The organism is Bacillus cereus group sp. BfR-BA-01310, assembly GCF_022664325.1.
Classification (GTDB): Bacteria; Bacillota; Bacilli; order Bacillales; family Bacillaceae_G; genus Bacillus_A; species Bacillus_A paramycoides.
On sequence record NZ_JAKUHD010000001.1, the window covers coordinates 88,676 to 105,549 of the forward strand.

Genomic DNA, 16,874 nt, shown 5'->3' on the forward strand with positions numbered 1-16,874 from the left:
AGGTGGTGCAATAGATTGATAGTTCGTGAAACTGAACGCCTCATTCTTCGCTGGTTCGATGTTAAAGATGCTCCATTTATTCTCGAGTTAGTAAACGATCCTGCATGGATTCAGTTTATCGGTGATAAAGGGGTTAGAAACTTAGAAGATGCTAAAAATTATATTTTAAACGGTCCAGTCGATATGTATAACAAAATTGGCTTTGGCCTTTACTTAGTAGAACGAAAAGAAGATCTTACTCCACTTGGTATGTGTGGCCTTATTAAAAGAGATTCACTAGAAGATATTGATATCGGGTTTGCCTTTTTAGAAAAATTCCGTTCAAAAGGATATGGCTATGAGTCAGCTTCTGCGGTAATGGAATACGGAAAAAATGAGCTGGGTCTTAAACGAATTGTAGCAATTACTTCTATAGATAACGCTGATTCAGGAAAGCTTTTAGAAAAAGTAGGATTGCGATTTGAGAAAATTATTTCAGGATCTGGAGAAGATTTAAAATTATTTGGGTATAACGCGTAATAAAAAGGTCGCCATGAATGGCGACCTTTTTACTATTTCACTTCTACCGTATAATTCCCTGATCCCCCACCATATTGATATACATGTAAATAATACTTCCCTGGATACGTATAATAACTACCTACTAATTTATTTCCTTGCGGCTGAGCATACGTAATATAATTATTTAAATCTGCTTCTGAATAAAGAACCCAGTTTATTCCGATATTATTTTCCTTCGTTACATTAAAATTTCTACTATTACTTATCCCTCTTTTTCACTATTATGATTTTAGCTTTATAAACGTAACTTCCGGTAACGATTGCATATGTTGAATGAATGTATTCTTTTCTTCTGCTGATATATTTTTTAGTTGCATTCCTACTTTATAGATTACGCCCTCCTCTTGCTGTAAAACATCAACTTCATATGAAAGGATTGGAATACCTTTCACTTGTAACATTTCTAATATTTGTTGAACTGCTTCGTGTTTATTCATACACATTTGCACCGCTATGTTTTGCGGAAATAAAAATTGCACCTTAAAAATACGACTTACAATCTCTAAACCAATTAAAACGAGAATCGTCGCTCCAATCCCTACTACATACATACCTGCTCCAATTGCTAATCCAATTCCTGCAGTTGCCCATAAACCAGCCGCTGTCGTTAATCCTTTCACTGCCTGCTTTTGAATAATAATTGTACCTGCACCTAGAAACCCCACTCCACTAACAACTTGTGCTGCAATACGACTCGGATCAAGAGACATATGATCTTCAAACATAATATCTGAAAAAGCATATTTCGAAACAACCATTATTAAAGCACTTCCTACCGCTACTAAGAAATGCGTTTTTAACCCTGCCTCTTTTGAACGAATTTCTCTTTCAATACCAATCATTGCTCCTAACAAACCAGCAACACCGATTCGTATAATAAAATCAATATCTAAACTCACGAGCACTTCCCCCTTTTATTCATTATAGAGAGATAAAACAAAAATTATCACATGTATCTATCCATCGATATAAAAGCATTTTATTAAAATATATTTAATATTCCAGTGAATTTATGTTAATATTTTAAATATTAACATAAAATAAAAAACAACCTACTTTTTATACGAAAAACTTTAATTTTTAAAGCCAAACTAATTTTCATTTAAAAACGGAATGTGGATTGCATGAAATGAGGTTGAGAAAGTCAGAAAATGCTTTCATTTCATGCCGCAATTTTTGTGAAATAAAGCATAAATAAAAGGAGCTTACTAACAATGAACGTCTCTTTAATTACACCTACTACTGATTTACAAGAAGAATACTTAGAGTTTTATAACGAATGGAAAGATAGCGGTGAAACGATGATTCCATGGGTTATTTCAAAAGACCCTTCTAACTTCCCAGCTATGATTCAAGAATTACTCGATGCACATAACGGAATAAATATTCCTGAAACTTGGGTACCAGATTCTACTTATTGGCTCGTGACAGATGAAAATAGAGTTGTAGGAGTTGTTAATATACGTCATAGTTTAACTGATCATCTATTTAACGCTGGTGGTCATATCGGTTATGGCATTCGCCCTTCTGAAAGAAAAAAAGGTTATGCTACGAAGTTACTAGAGTTGTCACTAGAAAAAACGAAAGAATTAGACATCACGAAAGTACTTGTCGTTTGCGACGAAGTGAATACTGCTTCAGAGAAAACGATTTTACATAACGACGGTCTCCGTGATGAAGATTTTACTGAAGAAAATGGAAATGTTGTAAGAAGGTATTGGATTGAGCTATGAATAGTTCATCCAACGAACATCATTTTTTTATAGAAAAATATAGAGAAAGTAATGAATTAGAAGTAAAACAACTTATTGACTTATACAATGAAGAATCTTATCTACTTAACTTATTACGACATAATAAAGTAAACTGTGCGTATGTTGCCTACTATAACAAAGATGTAGTAGGCATCTTTATCGCCTGGAACAGTAACTTCCATCCATACTGCATATACTTTAGAATGTTCACAAATCCTTTCTATTCGCAACTACACATTGAAAAATATTTATTAACTGAGATTCAAAAACGAGAAAGCTTCAATCTACCATTACAAACTTCCATATGGGAAACGTCAGCTCATTTAAAAGCCTATTACAAAGAAAATAATTTTGCGGAAATCCGAAGAACATATATGCCGATACTAAACGTACAAAAAATAGTACCTACCAATACAATGCTTAATTCAAATTATCATTTACAAACTTTATCAAACATCTTATCCAATAATAGTTTATTTGAAAAACTAGCTCACTTAGTAAAAATGAATTATGAGCATACTCACTTAGCAAATCCTGTTGCCTCCTTCCCTCTCGAAACTTGGCAAGAAATGATTATAGCTAATGATATACTACTAGATGGGAGTTTTCTAATTATAGATGAAGAGAACGAGATTATGGGGTACTCTTTCCTCCATACCTCTGAAAAGGAGAGTACGTTAGAATTAGGATGGTGTGGGACCCAAACTATGAACGATTTATCGTTACTAAAACTACTTGTTTTTGAGCAAACTATGTATGCAAATAAACACGGCTATTCTTTCATTCAAGGTGAATTCGATTCAACGAGTATGTTTGCAATGGAAATATTAAAATCCTTTCCTTTTAACCCTTGTCCTACCTGGATTACATATCAAAAAGAAACCAGAAAGTGATTAAAATACCACTTTCTGGTTTCTTTTATACTACTTCTATTTCAAACTGTACTGTAATACCACTCGGATCTACTACCGTAAATCCATTTGTAGTTTCACTTATTTCATGTTGTTTGTCTATTAATCTTTCTTTTACTTCATCTAACGCTTCTTTATGTGGTAATACAATCGTATACACCTTTAATCCAGTTGCATGTGCTGGTGGGTGCGGGTTATTTACCCCATTCCACGTATTCGCACCGATATGATGATGATAACCACCTGCCGAAATAAATAAGCAATCATCTTCACGCTGTTGTACTTCAAAACCTACTGTTTCTACATAAAACTCATGTGACTTTTCTACATCAGCTATTCGTAAATGTACATGCCCAACGACAGTATCAGCAGGTAATCCATCAAACTCATAATTAACGAGCTTTGCTAGTTCTTTTAAATCAAGTGGCGTACTTCCTCCTGGTCCCTCTCCCCATTGATCTCGCGGGCGATCTGCATAAATCTCGATACCATTCCCCTCTAAATCTTGTAAATAAAACGCCTCACTATACGTATGATCACTTGCGCTATTAAATCTTGAAATTGGCAAAATTTCATTTGAATATGTATAACGCCCTTCTTGTTCAGCTGGACTATCAATTACCTTTTTATTGCGAATAACACCAAATAGTGCCGAAGCAAAAGCTTCACGAGTCGGAACTAAAAAGGCAACGTGATATATACCCGTCGTACGCGGTTCTTGCAGCGCTGCATCTTCCAACTGCTCAAGAACAAGTAACGTATTCTTACCACCTTTTCCTGCTAAATATGCTTTATTCCCCTCTTGCTTAATTACTTCTAACCCTACTACATTCTCATAAAAAGCAATTTGACGCTCTAAATCTTTTACTTTAAATTCAACATGACCAATACGTGTTTTCGGATGAATTTGTACCATGAATAACTTCCTCTCCAGTTCCCCTTTAGTTTTTTATATAAGTTGATAGGCAATAGCCGCATTCAACAAATACACCTTAATTTTGTTTTTTTGTAGCATCAACTTTTAGCCATTTTTTCGATATGTCACTTAATGTTCCATCTTGCTCTAATTCTTTTAACGCTTTATTTATATCTTCTAACTTTTCACTCTTTTTTGCAAATGGAAATGCAATCTCTCCCCATTCAAGTGGACCAAATCCAACTTTCACATTATCTAGTTTCGCCTTTGTTATTGTTGTTTCCACTTGAACTTTATCATTATAATAAGCATCGACGCGCCCAAGTCCTACTTCATTCAATTCCGCTGTCGGATCCTCTGAGAACGTTTTAATCGTAAAAGCATTATTTTTATTTAATGTTTTTAATTCTTGCTCTCCAGCTGTACCAAGCCCAACACCTACTGTCTTTCCTTTTAGATCCTCTAGCGATTTAATTGTATTATTATCTTTCTTCACCGCAAAAACAGAACCTGAATACACATATGGGATCGAAAAGTCATATTTCTTTTTTCTTTCCGGAGAAACTGATAGTTCATTTGCAATCGTATCAATACGGCCTGAATCTAATAAACCAAATAATCCTTCAAAATCAGAAACATTCCATTCTACTTTATATCCAGCTTTTTTAGCAGCCGCTTCAATAATTTCAGCATCAAAACCTTTTACTTTCTCACCTTCTTTAAATATAAATGGGCTACGCCCCGCGGAAGTTCCAACTTTCACTACTTTTTCATTTGTTTTTTCACTTGCTGCATTGGAACCACATGCAGACAAATTTCCAACTGATAGTGTTAATGCTATTGTTAGTAATAATGACGATTTTCTCATAACTCTTCCTCCTAAATAACGAAATGATTTCCTTCTTCAGATGCATTTAATTGCCGTAAAAACTTTTTCGTACGTTCATTTTGTGGGTTTCGGAAAATCTCTTCTGGCGTTCCCTGCTCTACGATAATTCCATCAGCCATAAAAATAACGCAATCAGCCACCTCTTTTGCAAAATTCATTTCATGTGTAACAATAACCATCGTTATATGCTGTCTTGCCAATTCCTTAATAACTTGCAATACCTCATTAACTAATTCTGGATCAAGCGCTGAAGTCGGTTCATCAAACAATAATACAGCTGGATTTAAAGCCATTGCCCTAGCAATCCCTACTCTTTGCTGCTGCCCACCTGATAACATTGTTGGATAAAAATCTTCTTTATCAGCTAAACCTACTTGTTTTAATATTTCTCTCGCTATTCCCTTTGCCTCTTCTTCACTTTTTTTCTGTACAACCGTTAATGGCGTTGTAATATTTTGCAATGCTGTTTTATTTTTAAATAAATTATAGTTTTGAAAAACCATAGCTGCTTTTTGTCGTAATTGTATTATTTCTTTTTTATAAAGTTTCTTCGTATGAATCTCTAAATCTTCAATTCTAATACTTCCATCATTCGGTTGTTCTAATAAATTTAAACATCTCAGTAGTGTCGATTTTCCTGAACCAGAAGGTCCAATAATTACTACCACTTCCCCTTTTTTCACAGTAAGTGAAATTCCCTTTAACACTTCATTATGTTTGTAGGATTTATACAAATCACTTATCTCAATCACATATTTCACCTCATTTCTGTTATAAATACGGTGCATCAAGTTTCTTTTCTAACTTTTTCTGCCCCCAGCTAATTACGATTGTAATAATCCAATACACAATCGCTACCGCTAAATAACTTTCCATATAACGATACGATTGCGCCGCTAGCATTTTCGCTTGCGCTAAAATTTCAGCCACCCCAAGTGCAAAAGATAACGAAGATTCTTTTAACAATCCAACAAAATTATTTCCAAGTGACGGCACTGCTACACGAATAGCCTGCGGAAAGATAATTTGTCGCATCGCTTGCGCTTTTGTCATCCCTACTGATAAACAAGCATCCATTTGTCCTGATTCTACAGCATTTAATGAACCTCGAATTATCTCTGACAAATAAGCTGCATTATTTAAACTGAGACCAATTAAAGTTGCTTGCATAGCTGTAAGTACTGTAAAGGTCGGGAATATTTGTGGCAATCCGAAATACAACACAAACAATTGAACTAATAACGGTGTTCCTCTAAAGAAAGAAATATACACCCTTGCAATTGGATATAAAAATTTTGTTTTATTTTTTGTAATGATCGCCAAGCCAATCCCTATAACGAAAGAAATAATCATTGAAACAACAGTAATCCCTAAAGTTATGTATACATACTTAAATAATTGCGGAAAACTTTCTAAAAAATACGTTACATCAAATTTCACTCTATCCCCCCCTCTCTAAACAAAAAACTCTTCTTACACATATAAGAAGAGTTGAATGTTAATCCATTTCCCCCCATCTTCCAAACGCATATTGCGTTTGCTGGAGTTAGCACAGTACTTTTGTAGCCTGTTGCTGAGATTTCATCGGGCCAGTCCCTCCATCTCTCTTGATAAGAAAACTAATAAATTTTTCCATTTATTGAGTTGTTATTATGAAGAATACAGTTAAATCAAAACAATGTCAATAGGAAAACTAAGAATTAAATCCAGACTTTTTTCGTACATACAAACAATACGCCATCAAAATTACTATCCTTAATAAACTGTACACAAAAAACCGGCACTTCTAACAAACTTAGAAATACCGGCTTCAAATCTTATATTTTTATAGCTTATGATATTTATTTCATCTTATGTACTTCAGCAACTAACTTTCCACCTTGTATACCCATATAAAGCTTAACAGGAGCATCATTCGTGTTTTCAAATACTAAGTCTAAATATGGATATGCAATTGTAGCATCTCTTCCTTGTGGAACATAACCTACTGTTTTAGAATGTGTAGTTCTCTCTACCATTGTCAAACCAGCTTGATCTGCTGCATTGAATAAAGTAGATGATGTTTGACAAACGCCACCACCATAACCATCTACTAATTTACCATCTACAATTTCTTTTCCTAATTGATATCCTTTATCTGGCGTTGTATCACCGATTAATGCATTAAAAGAGAAACGGTCTCCCTTCGCTAAAACAACCCCATTTACGCTCGCCGCAGATAAACGAATATTTTCAATTCGGCCACCTGTTGAGCCACCTAAATTCGTTTCATATCTACCAACTACAGTACCACTACCTTGCGCATCATTTAGTGTTGCAGTAGGTTTTTTCTCCACAATTGGTAACTGATAAGAAGAATCCCACATACCTACATTTAATAATTTATCTACTAATTCTTTTTCCATTAATTCATACGAAGGCTTTCCTTCTTGCCAAGTTCCATCAGGCGCTATACGTGAAGGAACCATCTTTGTATCGACGCTCTTCCCTACCTCACTAGCAACCTTCGTTACCGATTTTTTGAATTTCGCTTCATCTTCAAAATAGCCTAAGCTTGATAAATCTATTTTTTTCACTTCAGTGCCAGTACGACCATCCACTAAGCTAATGCTATCCTGTACTTCTGCCTTAGCTTCTACAACGTTTCCGCCGATATCACTTACTAATGCCACATCACTCACTTTTGCACCACAACCGCTTACTACAGCTATGCATAGCACCCCTACTAATATACCCTTTACTTTACGTAACAATATACTCTCCCCTTTTTCCCAACATCATTTCTTATGTATTGTTTCATTTTTATGTATGTTTTGTTACAATCATTTTACAATATATTTAGAAAATGTTACAAGTTATTTTTACTCTATATAAATTACTCTTTTCTTTCCAAAATGTCTATACATATCCACATAAAAAATTTAAGTTCGATAGAATTGTAACCTTTATGTAACTCTTATATCCAGTATATACCATTAACCAAATTAAATACAATTATAAAACCTCCATGTTCTTAATTTTCCATAAATAATGAACCACTGAAACATTTATAGGTATTTGCCGTGCCATTACTCCGCTTTCGCACATACATTATGATGAATTTACCCCACTTTAAAGAAACGGAGGAGTTTATATGTATCCCTACAACCCATATGATCCATATAACCAATATGAATATCAACCTCAATACGATTTACAAGCACAATATCAACAATATATAGATCAAACAGAGCAAGTTAATCCATATGATCCAAATAGACAATTTCAACTTCCAATCTCTTTTCCTGGCACTGGAAACCGTCAACTAGGACGACGAGTAAATGAGCTTGAACAAAGAGTACGTCAACTAGAAAACACAGTTGAGCGACATACTCGTAGACTAAACCGCTTAAATCAGCGTTTACGTACAGTAGAAAACAGACTTAACATTCCATTTTCAGCATTAGAAGACGGCTTTTAATTTCGAAAATAAAAAATATATAAGGAAGGGACTCTCCCTTCCTTATATAAATTGACGAAAGTTTTTTCCATCTCTATACTGATAAGAGTTAACGAAATGAAACAAGGTGATAAATATGGATTTTGAAATAAATTTCCTTTCCTTTTATGTTGTACAAGTGGAAGGAAAAGGAGAAGCAGTTGATAAACGCTATAAGCATTTTCAAACATTAGATGCGGAAGAGTATGAAGATAGCTCTTTGAAAGAATTTTTGAATGGTGAATTATTAAAAATATCGAAACGAAAAGTCGAACGTCATGCAAAAACAGAACAAGCTCCAACAAAGATCGGTCGCTTTATTGTAGAAGAAGGACATGAATTAGATTCCAACCCTCACTACAACCTTTTTAATCGTATTCGTTTTGCAGAAACGAAAGAAAACTTCAAAGATATGAGCGAACCTCTCGTTTATACATATCTAGACACAAGCGCTGTACGTGGTGGTGTATTTTTAATCGCTCAAGCAAAACTACGCAAATATTTTGATGATCCATTCGTATTCGTTATGAAATGTGACTTCGAACCAAAAGTCGCTTCAATTTCTGATGAATCTACACTTATTCGTAACGTTGAAATGGCTATTACAACAAAGAATATGAAATCTATCCAATACCCATACATGCCTGAAGAAGGTATTGTCGAAGTAGGTGAACTAAAAATACACCAAGCATCACACGCCCGCTACTTTGAAGACTTCTTAAAATTCGTCGAGTACGAACGCTCTATGCCTGAAATTATGAAAACACAAGTAATGGACATGGTATACGACCAAATTGAAGATGTATTTGAAGAAGGTACAGAAGAACGCGAACAATTCGACCAAGCGATGGAAGTATGGGCTGCCAGTCCAAAACGTGAAATTATGGAACAATTTTCAACAGAAGAAGTAATGGAAGCTACTGCTCAAATCGTCGAGCACGCCCCTGAAGTGGAACTAAAGCTAAAAGCAGATCATATCTCTGTGAAGGCGTTGCTTGCTGATTTCGGAGACCTAATACATATCGCAAAGGTAAACGACCGCTATGTATTAATGATTGAGGCTGACACACTTACGTTCGAAAAAGGTTTCTCTCCGATTGAGTTTCTGAAGCCAGATGAGTTGCAAGACGTAATTGAGCGGATTGAGAAAAAGCAGCAGTTTGGGTATGATCCAAGCGGGATTGAATAGAACTCTGAACGATCAACTGGCTTAAAAAATAAATACTAAAAAACTCCTATTTCTTTAAATGGAATAGGAGTTTTTATATTATTCATTAATACATTTCCCTGTTTAAAAAAGATGTTTGACCTCAACTTCTTTAATACCTTCGATTTTCCTTTACCGACTGAAATTATCTTCCTGCGCCTTCTCCATCTCAGCCAAATACTTCAACTGCCTTTCCGCTTTTCTCACCGCCGTACGAAAATGTTTTTTCAGAAGTTCTACTGCAGAGTCACTTATATAATACCTTTCCGTTATACTTTCCCACGTGTCACTACTTTCAAATGTACTCCATACAAAAGGGTGCTCTGTATTTTTTCTCATTTCTTTAAATACCCATTTTCGCATCTTTTTTTTCGCTTTTTCTGTTAGTTTTCCGTTCTTTACAAGTTCAAGCTCACCATGTCTCTTGTATCGCTTATTAATATCTCTCTCGTTATATACTTTAAGAAATATATTTGCTGTATTCTCAGCATCTGCTAAAGCACGATGTTGCCTACCTTGCCAAGTTAAACCGAGCTGCTCCACTGCAAATTGTAAACTTGGTGTATGTTCAAACAATTCTTCATACGCCTGGAAAACAAATTTCTGCAAATCAAATCTGCTCTCTTTTTCCATACATGGGCATTCTACACCGTGTAATGTACAATCTTGAGATAGAAAACGATAATCTTCTTTTCCCCATGAAATAAATATAGAATCTTCTCCGATGAACTGAATAAATTTCTCTATAATTTGAGGGAATTTCTCTACACCGATTAAATCTCTCTTTGTAATGCCAGTTAATTTTGTTGTATGACGAGTTAATGGAGCACTTGGTTTTACTAACTCTGAAAATTCTCCAATAACCTTCATTGTACTCACATCTATTTTTAAAGCTCCAATATCAACTATTTCTGACGGATCCTCTGATTTATATGGCCTGAAATTCCTTTCAATATCGAACACAATGAAATGTGTAGAGTTTATCAATTTGTTTACCTCTTTCTAATTCCTTTTGATGCCAATTCTTAATTAGCAGTTTCACTTTATTTTCAGTATCTATTTATACATACAGTTTATACATTTAATACGCTTGAATACAAATTGAAAATTCAGTCTCATCTTCGAATCTACATAGGAGGACTTTCATTCACCAAAAAAACGCAAAAAAAAAGAAGGGCAAGCCCTTCTTTTTTTCATAATTACTTCTTGTTTACGTTAGTAGCTTGTGGTCCACGGTTACCTTGTTCTACTTCGAAAGTAACTTCTTGACCTTCTTCTAAAGTTTTGAAGCCGTCGCCTTGGATAGCTGAGAAATGAACGAATACGTCTTCTCCGCCTTCAACTTCGATGAAACCGAAACCTTTTTCTGAGTTAAACCATTTTACTTTACCGTTTTGCATGAAAAAAATCCTCCTACAATGTACCTATATGTACATATTCATTTTCAACCACTTTACAATAATACGTCAGACATTAAAAAACTGCAACCCCCGAAGGAGATTTAACATTGCTATCCTCCTCGGAAGTTACAGCTCATTTAAATCTCTATATTATTAAAAGTAAAATGGTTTAAAGTAACTATATCATATCAATATAATAAAAGTAAAGTTTTTTTTAAGCTATACAACTTTTTTCTTCCACTGCATCGCTTTTGATTCACCTGACCCAGCTACAACATAGCCTTCTTTTTCATTAACAATGCGCCAACCATGCCCTTTGACCGAATCACATACTGTAACAATTCCTTCATCAAGGAGCACACGGCAAACTGTGCTAATTCCCGCCTTATTTTGCGTTGACGTTGTATATAACACATGTTGATCTACACTTAAGTCTAAATAGCTACTAGCTTTTTGCTCATTTTGACATGTATGCCAACATATTTTATCACTCTCAGCACTCTCATCTATTTTACAAAAAGAAATATTCCCGCTAATCCCCTTACAAGATCCACTTGCTGCTACTAAATAGGAATTGTGTATAATCAACGCAGAAATCATCTGATTCGTCGCTATTTTAATCCTTTTTAATTTACGTGTCTCTAGATTAAAAAGCCAAACACCACCATATTTAGCATGTATTTTTGTACCGATAAATAAGTAATGTTTATATAAAAATAATGAACGAATAGATGGTGCATTACTACCGTAATCAAGAAATGGATGAATAGTTTCCCAGGTGGAACCAAAATTTGTAGAATGGTACAGTGTTTTATCTCCATGAGCAATTACCGTTCCATTCTCATTACTACATACATTCCAGCTTGTTGCTTTCGTCGGGAAGCGCTGGACCGTCCACGTTTCTCCACCATTCGTACTACGAATAAAAACTCCTTCGTCTCCTACTCCGTAAACTACATTACCTTCGCTATGTAAATCTCGAATTCGTTTTTGAAACTCATTTAAAATCTGTTTCCATTCTCCATCTTGTTCAATGAATAAGCCATTATATGTAGTAGCTAACAAAAGTTTTCCATCCCTTAACTTTGTAATAGCCGTTGCACTTAACATTGTTTCCACGTTGACACTCCCATTCTTAGAACTTCTCTGCAAAAGCAATTGCAAAATTACTACATTTTTCAACGTCCTCTTCGTCTTCCGGAGCCAATTCAATTTTCAATCCTTCTTGTACAAGTTCTGCCCCGCATCCTACAAGACGTTCTTCAAAAATCGTTACAGCTTCACAAAATAGTTCGTACGCCGTATCACCTGATCCAAATACAGCTACTTTTTTACCCGATAAATCTATATTTTCTAACTCATCATGGAAGTCTTCCGCTTCAAATGGTAATTCACCATCGCCCCACGTATAAGATCCTAAAATAATTCCATCATAAGCTAACAATTCTTCAGCATCCATACCTTCCATCTCTTGCAATACTACTTCGTGATCAAAGGCATCTAAACTTACTTTAATTAAATCAGCTATACTCTCTGTATTTCCTGACATACTTGCATACGCTATTAAAATTTTCGCCACTTTGGCATCCCCCTCTTACAATAAATGATTCTCATTCTCATTATATTAATAATGAGAATCAATTTCAATTATTATTTTTCATCCGATTTATATCCTTTTCGTTTATGTTAAAAGAAATAGTATATCTGACTATTACCTTTTCATTTTGAGTATTAACATTCATATTCATCTATTGCCAAATCTGGTCTCTCAACTTATTGTATATACATCCTTTCACATTTAATATGTTGCATATATAATGTGAAAGGCCCTTTACACATTTCATTATTTTCAGGTAACAAACAATTTCGATCTTACAAAAAGAGGAGTCTTTATAATGAAAAAATTTTTTATTAGACTTTTAAAAATATCATCCCTTTTGACAGCACTATTATTAACAGTAGGTGCCATTATTCTATTCGGCACTTCATACGGCCATAATTTACGTGTCATCGCAGCGGAAAGTATTTTAACGTCTCAACATCCGCAATACGCAAAAATCACACTACTGTCTGATAATGAGTTAAATGATATTTCTCAATCCATTACAAATCCAAAATGGAAAAATAGCGATTTTGCTAATATTAAACTTTCAAAACAAGAATTAGAGCGAAAGAAAAATTTACCACTAACTGTTTCGATTGAAACAGTTAAGAAAAAATATAGCGACCATTTTTTCGAAGGTAAATTAATGACTATTAGTAATCCATTAAATGTAAAACTCGTTACACAACAAGGTTCACAGGGAAAAGACGTTGGAGAAAAGATATATGTCATGGCAAAGCGAAATCATGCACTTGCTGCTGTAAATGCTAGTGGTTTTTGGGATGAAACGGGACATGGTGGTGGTAAAACAGGCATCGGTATTGTTATTGAAAACGGGAAAGTTATAAACACACCGAAAGACATTAATACCCCTACTCTCGTAAGTGGACTTACAAAATACGGACAAATGGTTTCAGGAGATTTTTCTGCTAATCAACTGTTAAATAAAAATGTCGTTTCCGCTGCTGGCTTTATGCCTCAACTAATTGTAAATGGCGAAAAAATGATTACAAATGATGGCGGATGGGGCTATGGTCCCCGAAGTATTATGGCTCAGAAAAAAGATGGATCAATTATGTTTTTCATTATTGACGGAAGACAACCTCATAGTATCGGAGCTTCTTTAAGAGACTGCCAAGATATTCTTTATGAAAAAGGGGCCGTAAATGCAATGGCAATGGACGGAGGCTCGTCAGCGACATTGTACGCAATGGGAGATATTTTAAACATCCCTTCAACCTTATCTCATAAATCACGCTATTTACCAGACGCCTGGGTTGTTACCGCGAACCCTAAGCAACAAGTTCATGTAACAATAGACGGCAACCCAGCAAGCTCTCAAAAGATTTCCGAAATGACAGGATCTACTGCTGTAGCTATCAATAAATAAAAAAGAACGGATGACTATACAATCATCCGTTCTTTTTTATTACTTTTTAAAAATACCAAATGGCTTTCCAACTGGTAATACAACTTTTCCGAAGTGTGTATTTAACACTGCTGCTGCTGAACCATAGAAAGATAATAATGAAATACATAGTTCAGAATACGCTGCTAAATTATGCATTGCATGCGGCATAACACCTAATGTACTTAATGAAAGACCAATAAATAAGAAATCAATAAGGACGAAAATCATAAATAATACTTTATGTGTTTCCATTGCACCAATTGTCATAAAAATCGTAAAAATCAAGTATCCGATAAAGGCTACACCAAGCTGTTTTGAATCTGCAGTTTGGGCTAATTTTTCACCAAATACTCCAAGTTGAATTAACCAAGACATTCCAACACCTAACCAAAATAGGCCATAAGCACCAAATGCTGTTGTACCGAACGTATTGTTATGCTTTGCATCGTGAATGCATGCAAAGAGTTGTGCAAATCCTCCTAAAAAGATTGCCCATGGTAATACAAGTGAAACGCCATCTGTTAAGCCTAACTTTTGAGATGATGCTACAAGTGTTACCATCGCTAATCCAAATAGACCAATTCCAGATGGATCTGCTGTTGTCATTTTCACATGATGTGTAGTAGTTTGATTGCTCATATAAACCTCCTGATTATAAACATACTCGAATACAATACTTAAATCAGAAGGCTATGTCAATGGTTTTTTTTGTATGTTGTCAGACCTTATATTCCATAATAATCGAATACACTTTTTGCCACATCATAAGGTTTTATATTTATATTTAACAACTCTTTTATCGGCATCCATACAGGAATATAGCTCCCTCTATCTTTCAACTCGAACTCCTCGCCGTTACCACTTCCGAACACTCCACCAGTAACATAAGCATCATAATAATACTCGGTACATTTATACTCCACCTTTGCGATAAGGTTTTTCACTTGTATATGTATCCCTAATTCTTCGTAAACCTCTCGCTTCGTTGCTTCTTCAGGTGTTTCTCCTTCTTCAATTCCCCCGCCTGGAAAAACAAAATACATCTCACTTTCTCGAACACGTTTTATAAGTGCGATTTTACCTTCCTGTATAATTATAGCTGCACCGCGATTTCTTCTCATATTATTACCTTAATACCAATTGCAACTGTTCCCCACTCTTTCTCTTTCTCTTGTTCTTTCGTATATATTTTGTATGTACTTTCCAACCTTTCCTCTATACTAACGTTTTCACGATCAAATAATTTTCCATCAATTTGTTCATACATTTCTTTAAAGCTCTCGTATCGCTTTATCTCCGTTACCTTTACAGCAATTATTTCCGCCGTCACAAGGTTAGTAAATACAATTTCATCACCTTGTTTTATTTGTTGACGCTTTTTATCATACAATCTAACTTCAAATACTTTTTTCCCAGAACAAATAGATTGAAAAGGTTCATTATATAGTCTCATTTGATGTCTCATATTTTTTCCTCCTTATAATTTAGTTTAACATGCAGCCTGTATTGTACGAGAACTTGTATATTTTTTCTCATGCAAGAATATCCACCTTCCTTCCCACTTGCATATACTGTTCCATATCCGTTACTGTCGTTGTAAATCGGTTCATAAAAGGCACACAATCATCTCATTTCATTTATAGTAAAAAGTGCTCTATACTATAAAATGTAGACAAACTATACAATGTACGTTGTCCAACAAAATTCCACATATATGGAGAGGAGTTTACTAAACTATGCGCTACGTTATCATAACAGGAACTTCACAAGGTTTAGGGGAGGCAATCGCCGCGCAATTGTTAGAAGAAAACACAACAATCATCTCTATTTCTAGAAGAGAGAATAAAGAGCTTACAAAACTCGCAAAGCAAAAAAACAGCCATTGTATTTTCCATTCCTTAGATCTTCAAGATGTACATAATTTAGAAACTTACTTTAACGAAATCTTTTCATCTATTAAAAAAGACACTGTCTCATCTATTCATTTAATTAATAATGCAGGCACAGTTGCACCAATGAAACCCATCGAAAAATCAGAAAGTGAACTTTTAATTACGAACGTACACATTAATTTACTTGCACCGATGATCCTTACTTCCACTTTCATGAAACATACGAAAAATTGGAAAGTAGAAAAACGTGTTATAAATATTTCATCTGGCGCAGGAAAAAATCCTTATTTCGGATGGGGAGCTTATTGCACAACGAAAGCCGGTGTCAATATGTTTACACAGTGCGTAGCTACTGAAGAAGCGGAAAGAGAATTCCCTGTAAAAATCGTCGCTTTTGCACCAGGTGTTGTTGATACAAATATGCAAAAACAAATTCGCGGGGCTAACAAAGAGGATTTCACAAACTTAGATCGATTCACCGCATTAAAAGCAGAAGGAAAGCTACTGTCACCTGAATATGTTGCGAAAGCTATTCGTAATTTACTAGAAACTGAGGACTTCCCGCAAGGCGAGGTTATTCGAATTGACGAATAACGAGAGCTGTATTTTGTAAAATACACATACTCTTGACTAAGCATTGGATTTGAAATCCCGTATCGACAACTACTAAGTAATTGTCGATACGGGATTTTTCATCAAAAGAAAACGGACAATTTTTCACCCTTTTGTTTCTCACTTCTTCAACTACTGCCCTTATCTATTCATTTTTAAGTAATATGCTTCCTTAAGTATTGACTTTAAATTTTCTGCTCTTTTTGAGATAAAAGCTGTCCAAAATCTCTCTCCAATCTC

Annotated in this window: 20 protein-coding genes, 1 pseudogene and 1 riboswitch; of the genes and pseudogenes, 7 read left to right on the forward strand and 14 right to left on the reverse strand. The window is 34.9% G+C overall.

The window, feature by feature from the left end; translation table 11 throughout:
* The first annotated feature begins 15 nt into the window (after positions 1–15).
* On the forward strand, positions 16–519 hold the full coding sequence (locus tag MR109_RS00455; protein WP_242270519.1) for a GNAT family N-acetyltransferase: 504 nt from the start codon (positions 16–18) through the stop codon (positions 517–519).
* Positions 520–551: 32 nt separating this feature from the next.
* On the opposite strand, the pseudogene MR109_RS00460 reads toward MR109_RS00455, so the two are convergent.
* Positions 552–746 (reverse strand): annotated as a pseudogene (locus tag MR109_RS00460) (pre-peptidase C-terminal domain-containing protein); the annotation flags it as partial.
* Positions 747–782: 36 nt separating this feature from the next.
* Positions 783–1,460, reverse strand: coding sequence for an MgtC/SapB family protein (locus MR109_RS00465; protein WP_071718035.1), 678 nt, complete (start codon positions 1,458–1,460; stop codon positions 783–785).
* Between the two features lie 315 nt (positions 1,461–1,775).
* Between MR109_RS00465 and MR109_RS00470 the strand changes: the two genes are divergently transcribed.
* Together MR109_RS00470 and MR109_RS00475 are read left to right on the forward strand one after the other, a co-directional pair.
* Positions 1,776–2,294 carry a GNAT family N-acetyltransferase gene (locus tag MR109_RS00470; RefSeq protein ID WP_242270520.1) on the forward strand — a complete coding sequence of 173 codons (519 nt, stop codon included), beginning with the start codon at positions 1,776–1,778 and terminating at the stop codon, positions 2,292–2,294.
* Positions 2,291–3,208: a GNAT family acetyltransferase gene (locus MR109_RS00475; protein WP_242270523.1), complete on the forward strand. Its 918-nt coding sequence runs from the start codon at positions 2,291–2,293 to the stop codon at positions 3,206–3,208. Before MR109_RS00470 ends, MR109_RS00475 begins: the two co-directional genes overlap by 4 nt.
* A gap of 25 nt (positions 3,209–3,233) precedes the next feature.
* On the opposite strand, the gene MR109_RS00480 is transcribed toward MR109_RS00475, so the two are convergent.
* The 5 genes from MR109_RS00480 to MR109_RS00500 all read right to left on the reverse strand — a co-directional run bounded on the left by MR109_RS00480 (position 3,234) and on the right by MR109_RS00500 (position 7,784).
* Positions 3,234–4,142 (reverse strand): VOC family protein, encoded by a 909-nt coding sequence (locus tag MR109_RS00480; RefSeq protein ID WP_242270526.1) that lies wholly within the window; start codon positions 4,140–4,142, stop codon positions 3,234–3,236.
* Between the two features lie 76 nt (positions 4,143–4,218).
* A complete protein-coding gene (locus MR109_RS00485; RefSeq protein ID WP_242270527.1) occupies positions 4,219–5,010 on the reverse strand; it encodes an amino acid ABC transporter substrate-binding protein in 792 nt (263 codons plus the stop codon).
* Between the two features lie 11 nt (positions 5,011–5,021).
* Positions 5,022–5,783, reverse strand: coding sequence for an amino acid ABC transporter ATP-binding protein (locus MR109_RS00490; RefSeq protein WP_242270529.1), 762 nt, complete (start codon positions 5,781–5,783; stop codon positions 5,022–5,024).
* A gap of 19 nt (positions 5,784–5,802) precedes the next feature.
* Positions 5,803–6,471: an amino acid ABC transporter permease gene (locus MR109_RS00495; RefSeq protein ID WP_242270531.1), complete on the reverse strand. Its 669-nt coding sequence runs from the start codon at positions 6,469–6,471 to the stop codon at positions 5,803–5,805.
* A gap of 70 nt (positions 6,472–6,541) precedes the next feature.
* Positions 6,542–6,648, reverse strand: a riboswitch (SAM riboswitch).
* 224 nt (positions 6,649–6,872) lie between these two features.
* Positions 6,873–7,784, reverse strand: coding sequence for a VanW family protein (locus MR109_RS00500; RefSeq protein ID WP_071718038.1), 912 nt, complete (start codon positions 7,782–7,784; stop codon positions 6,873–6,875).
* A 380-nt stretch (positions 7,785–8,164) separates the two neighbouring features.
* Between MR109_RS00500 and MR109_RS00505 the strand changes: the two genes are divergently transcribed.
* Both MR109_RS00505 and MR109_RS00510 read left to right on the forward strand, forming a co-directional pair.
* Positions 8,165–8,491, forward strand: a complete 327-nt coding sequence (locus MR109_RS00505) for a hypothetical protein (RefSeq protein ID WP_002172828.1) — start codon at positions 8,165–8,167, stop codon at positions 8,489–8,491.
* Between the two features lie 115 nt (positions 8,492–8,606).
* Entirely contained in the window at positions 8,607–9,698 is a 1,092-nt protein-coding gene (locus MR109_RS00510; RefSeq protein WP_071718039.1) for a DUF3900 domain-containing protein, read from the forward strand.
* Between the two features lie 150 nt (positions 9,699–9,848).
* Here the strand turns inward: MR109_RS00510 and MR109_RS00515 are convergent, their stop codons facing one another.
* The 4 genes from MR109_RS00515 to MR109_RS00530 all read right to left on the reverse strand — a co-directional run bounded on the left by MR109_RS00515 (position 9,849) and on the right by MR109_RS00530 (position 12,695).
* On the reverse strand, positions 9,849–10,703 hold the full coding sequence (locus tag MR109_RS00515) for an exonuclease (protein WP_242270533.1): 855 nt from the start codon (positions 10,701–10,703) through the stop codon (positions 9,849–9,851).
* A gap of 212 nt (positions 10,704–10,915) precedes the next feature.
* Positions 10,916–11,116 carry a cold shock-like protein CspB gene (gene cspB, locus MR109_RS00520; protein WP_001179148.1) on the reverse strand — a complete coding sequence of 67 codons (201 nt, stop codon included), beginning with the start codon at positions 11,114–11,116 and terminating at the stop codon, positions 10,916–10,918.
* Positions 11,117–11,335: 219 nt separating this feature from the next.
* Positions 11,336–12,235 (reverse strand): WD40/YVTN/BNR-like repeat-containing protein, encoded by a 900-nt coding sequence (locus tag MR109_RS00525; RefSeq protein ID WP_048371303.1) that lies wholly within the window; start codon positions 12,233–12,235, stop codon positions 11,336–11,338.
* A 16-nt stretch (positions 12,236–12,251) separates the two neighbouring features.
* Positions 12,252–12,695 (reverse strand): flavodoxin, encoded by a 444-nt coding sequence (locus MR109_RS00530; protein ID WP_048371306.1) that lies wholly within the window; start codon positions 12,693–12,695, stop codon positions 12,252–12,254.
* A gap of 316 nt (positions 12,696–13,011) precedes the next feature.
* Between MR109_RS00530 and MR109_RS00535 the strand changes: the two genes are divergently transcribed.
* Positions 13,012–14,109: a phosphodiester glycosidase family protein gene (locus MR109_RS00535; protein WP_048371309.1), complete on the forward strand. Its 1,098-nt coding sequence runs from the start codon at positions 13,012–13,014 to the stop codon at positions 14,107–14,109.
* A 39-nt stretch (positions 14,110–14,148) separates the two neighbouring features.
* Here the strand turns inward: MR109_RS00535 and MR109_RS00540 are convergent, their stop codons facing one another.
* From MR109_RS00540 to MR109_RS00550, 3 genes are all read right to left on the reverse strand, one after another.
* On the reverse strand, positions 14,149–14,769 hold the full coding sequence (locus MR109_RS00540; RefSeq protein WP_048371311.1) for an acetate uptake transporter: 621 nt from the start codon (positions 14,767–14,769) through the stop codon (positions 14,149–14,151).
* 86 nt (positions 14,770–14,855) lie between these two features.
* Positions 14,856–15,251 carry an NUDIX hydrolase gene (locus MR109_RS00545; RefSeq protein WP_178939201.1) on the reverse strand — a complete coding sequence of 132 codons (396 nt, stop codon included), beginning with the start codon at positions 15,249–15,251 and terminating at the stop codon, positions 14,856–14,858.
* Complete coding sequence (locus tag MR109_RS00550; protein ID WP_242270544.1) at positions 15,248–15,595, reverse strand: ASCH domain-containing protein; 348 nt, start codon at positions 15,593–15,595, stop codon at positions 15,248–15,250. Before MR109_RS00550 ends, MR109_RS00545 begins: the two co-directional genes overlap by 4 nt.
* 271 nt (positions 15,596–15,866) lie before the next feature.
* Between MR109_RS00550 and MR109_RS00555 the strand changes: the two genes are divergently transcribed.
* Positions 15,867–16,616 (forward strand): (S)-benzoin forming benzil reductase, encoded by a 750-nt coding sequence (locus tag MR109_RS00555; RefSeq protein WP_242270545.1) that lies wholly within the window; start codon positions 15,867–15,869, stop codon positions 16,614–16,616.
* The last annotated feature ends 258 nt before the right edge of the window (positions 16,617–16,874 follow it).

Bases quoted from the DNA above. Each gene is read 5' to 3' on its own strand.
- MR109_RS00535 (WP_048371309.1), top strand. From the start codon at position 13,012: ATGAAAAAATTTTTTATTAGACTTTTAAAAATATCATCCCTTTTGACA.
- MR109_RS00545 (WP_178939201.1), bottom strand. From the start codon at position 15,251: ATGAGAAGAAATCGCGGTGCAGCTATAATTATACAGGAAGGTAAAATC.
- MR109_RS00505 (WP_002172828.1), top strand. From the start codon at position 8,165: ATGTATCCCTACAACCCATATGATCCATATAACCAATATGAATATCAA.
- MR109_RS00540 (WP_048371311.1), bottom strand. From the start codon at position 14,769: ATGAGCAATCAAACTACTACACATCATGTGAAAATGACAACAGCAGAT.
- MR109_RS00480 (WP_242270526.1), bottom strand. From the start codon at position 4,142: ATGGTACAAATTCATCCGAAAACACGTATTGGTCATGTTGAATTTAAA.
- MR109_RS00470 (WP_242270520.1), top strand. From the start codon at position 1,776: ATGAACGTCTCTTTAATTACACCTACTACTGATTTACAAGAAGAATAC.
- MR109_RS00550 (WP_242270544.1), bottom strand. From the start codon at position 15,595: ATGAGACATCAAATGAGACTATATAATGAACCTTTTCAATCTATTTGT.
- cspB (WP_001179148.1), bottom strand. From the start codon at position 11,116: ATGCAAAACGGTAAAGTAAAATGGTTTAACTCAGAAAAAGGTTTCGGT.
- MR109_RS00475 (WP_242270523.1), top strand. From the start codon at position 2,291: ATGAATAGTTCATCCAACGAACATCATTTTTTTATAGAAAAATATAGA.
- MR109_RS00485 (WP_242270527.1), bottom strand. From the start codon at position 5,010: ATGAGAAAATCGTCATTATTACTAACAATAGCATTAACACTATCAGTT.
- MR109_RS00510 (WP_071718039.1), top strand. From the start codon at position 8,607: ATGGATTTTGAAATAAATTTCCTTTCCTTTTATGTTGTACAAGTGGAA.
- MR109_RS00555 (WP_242270545.1), top strand. From the start codon at position 15,867: ATGCGCTACGTTATCATAACAGGAACTTCACAAGGTTTAGGGGAGGCA.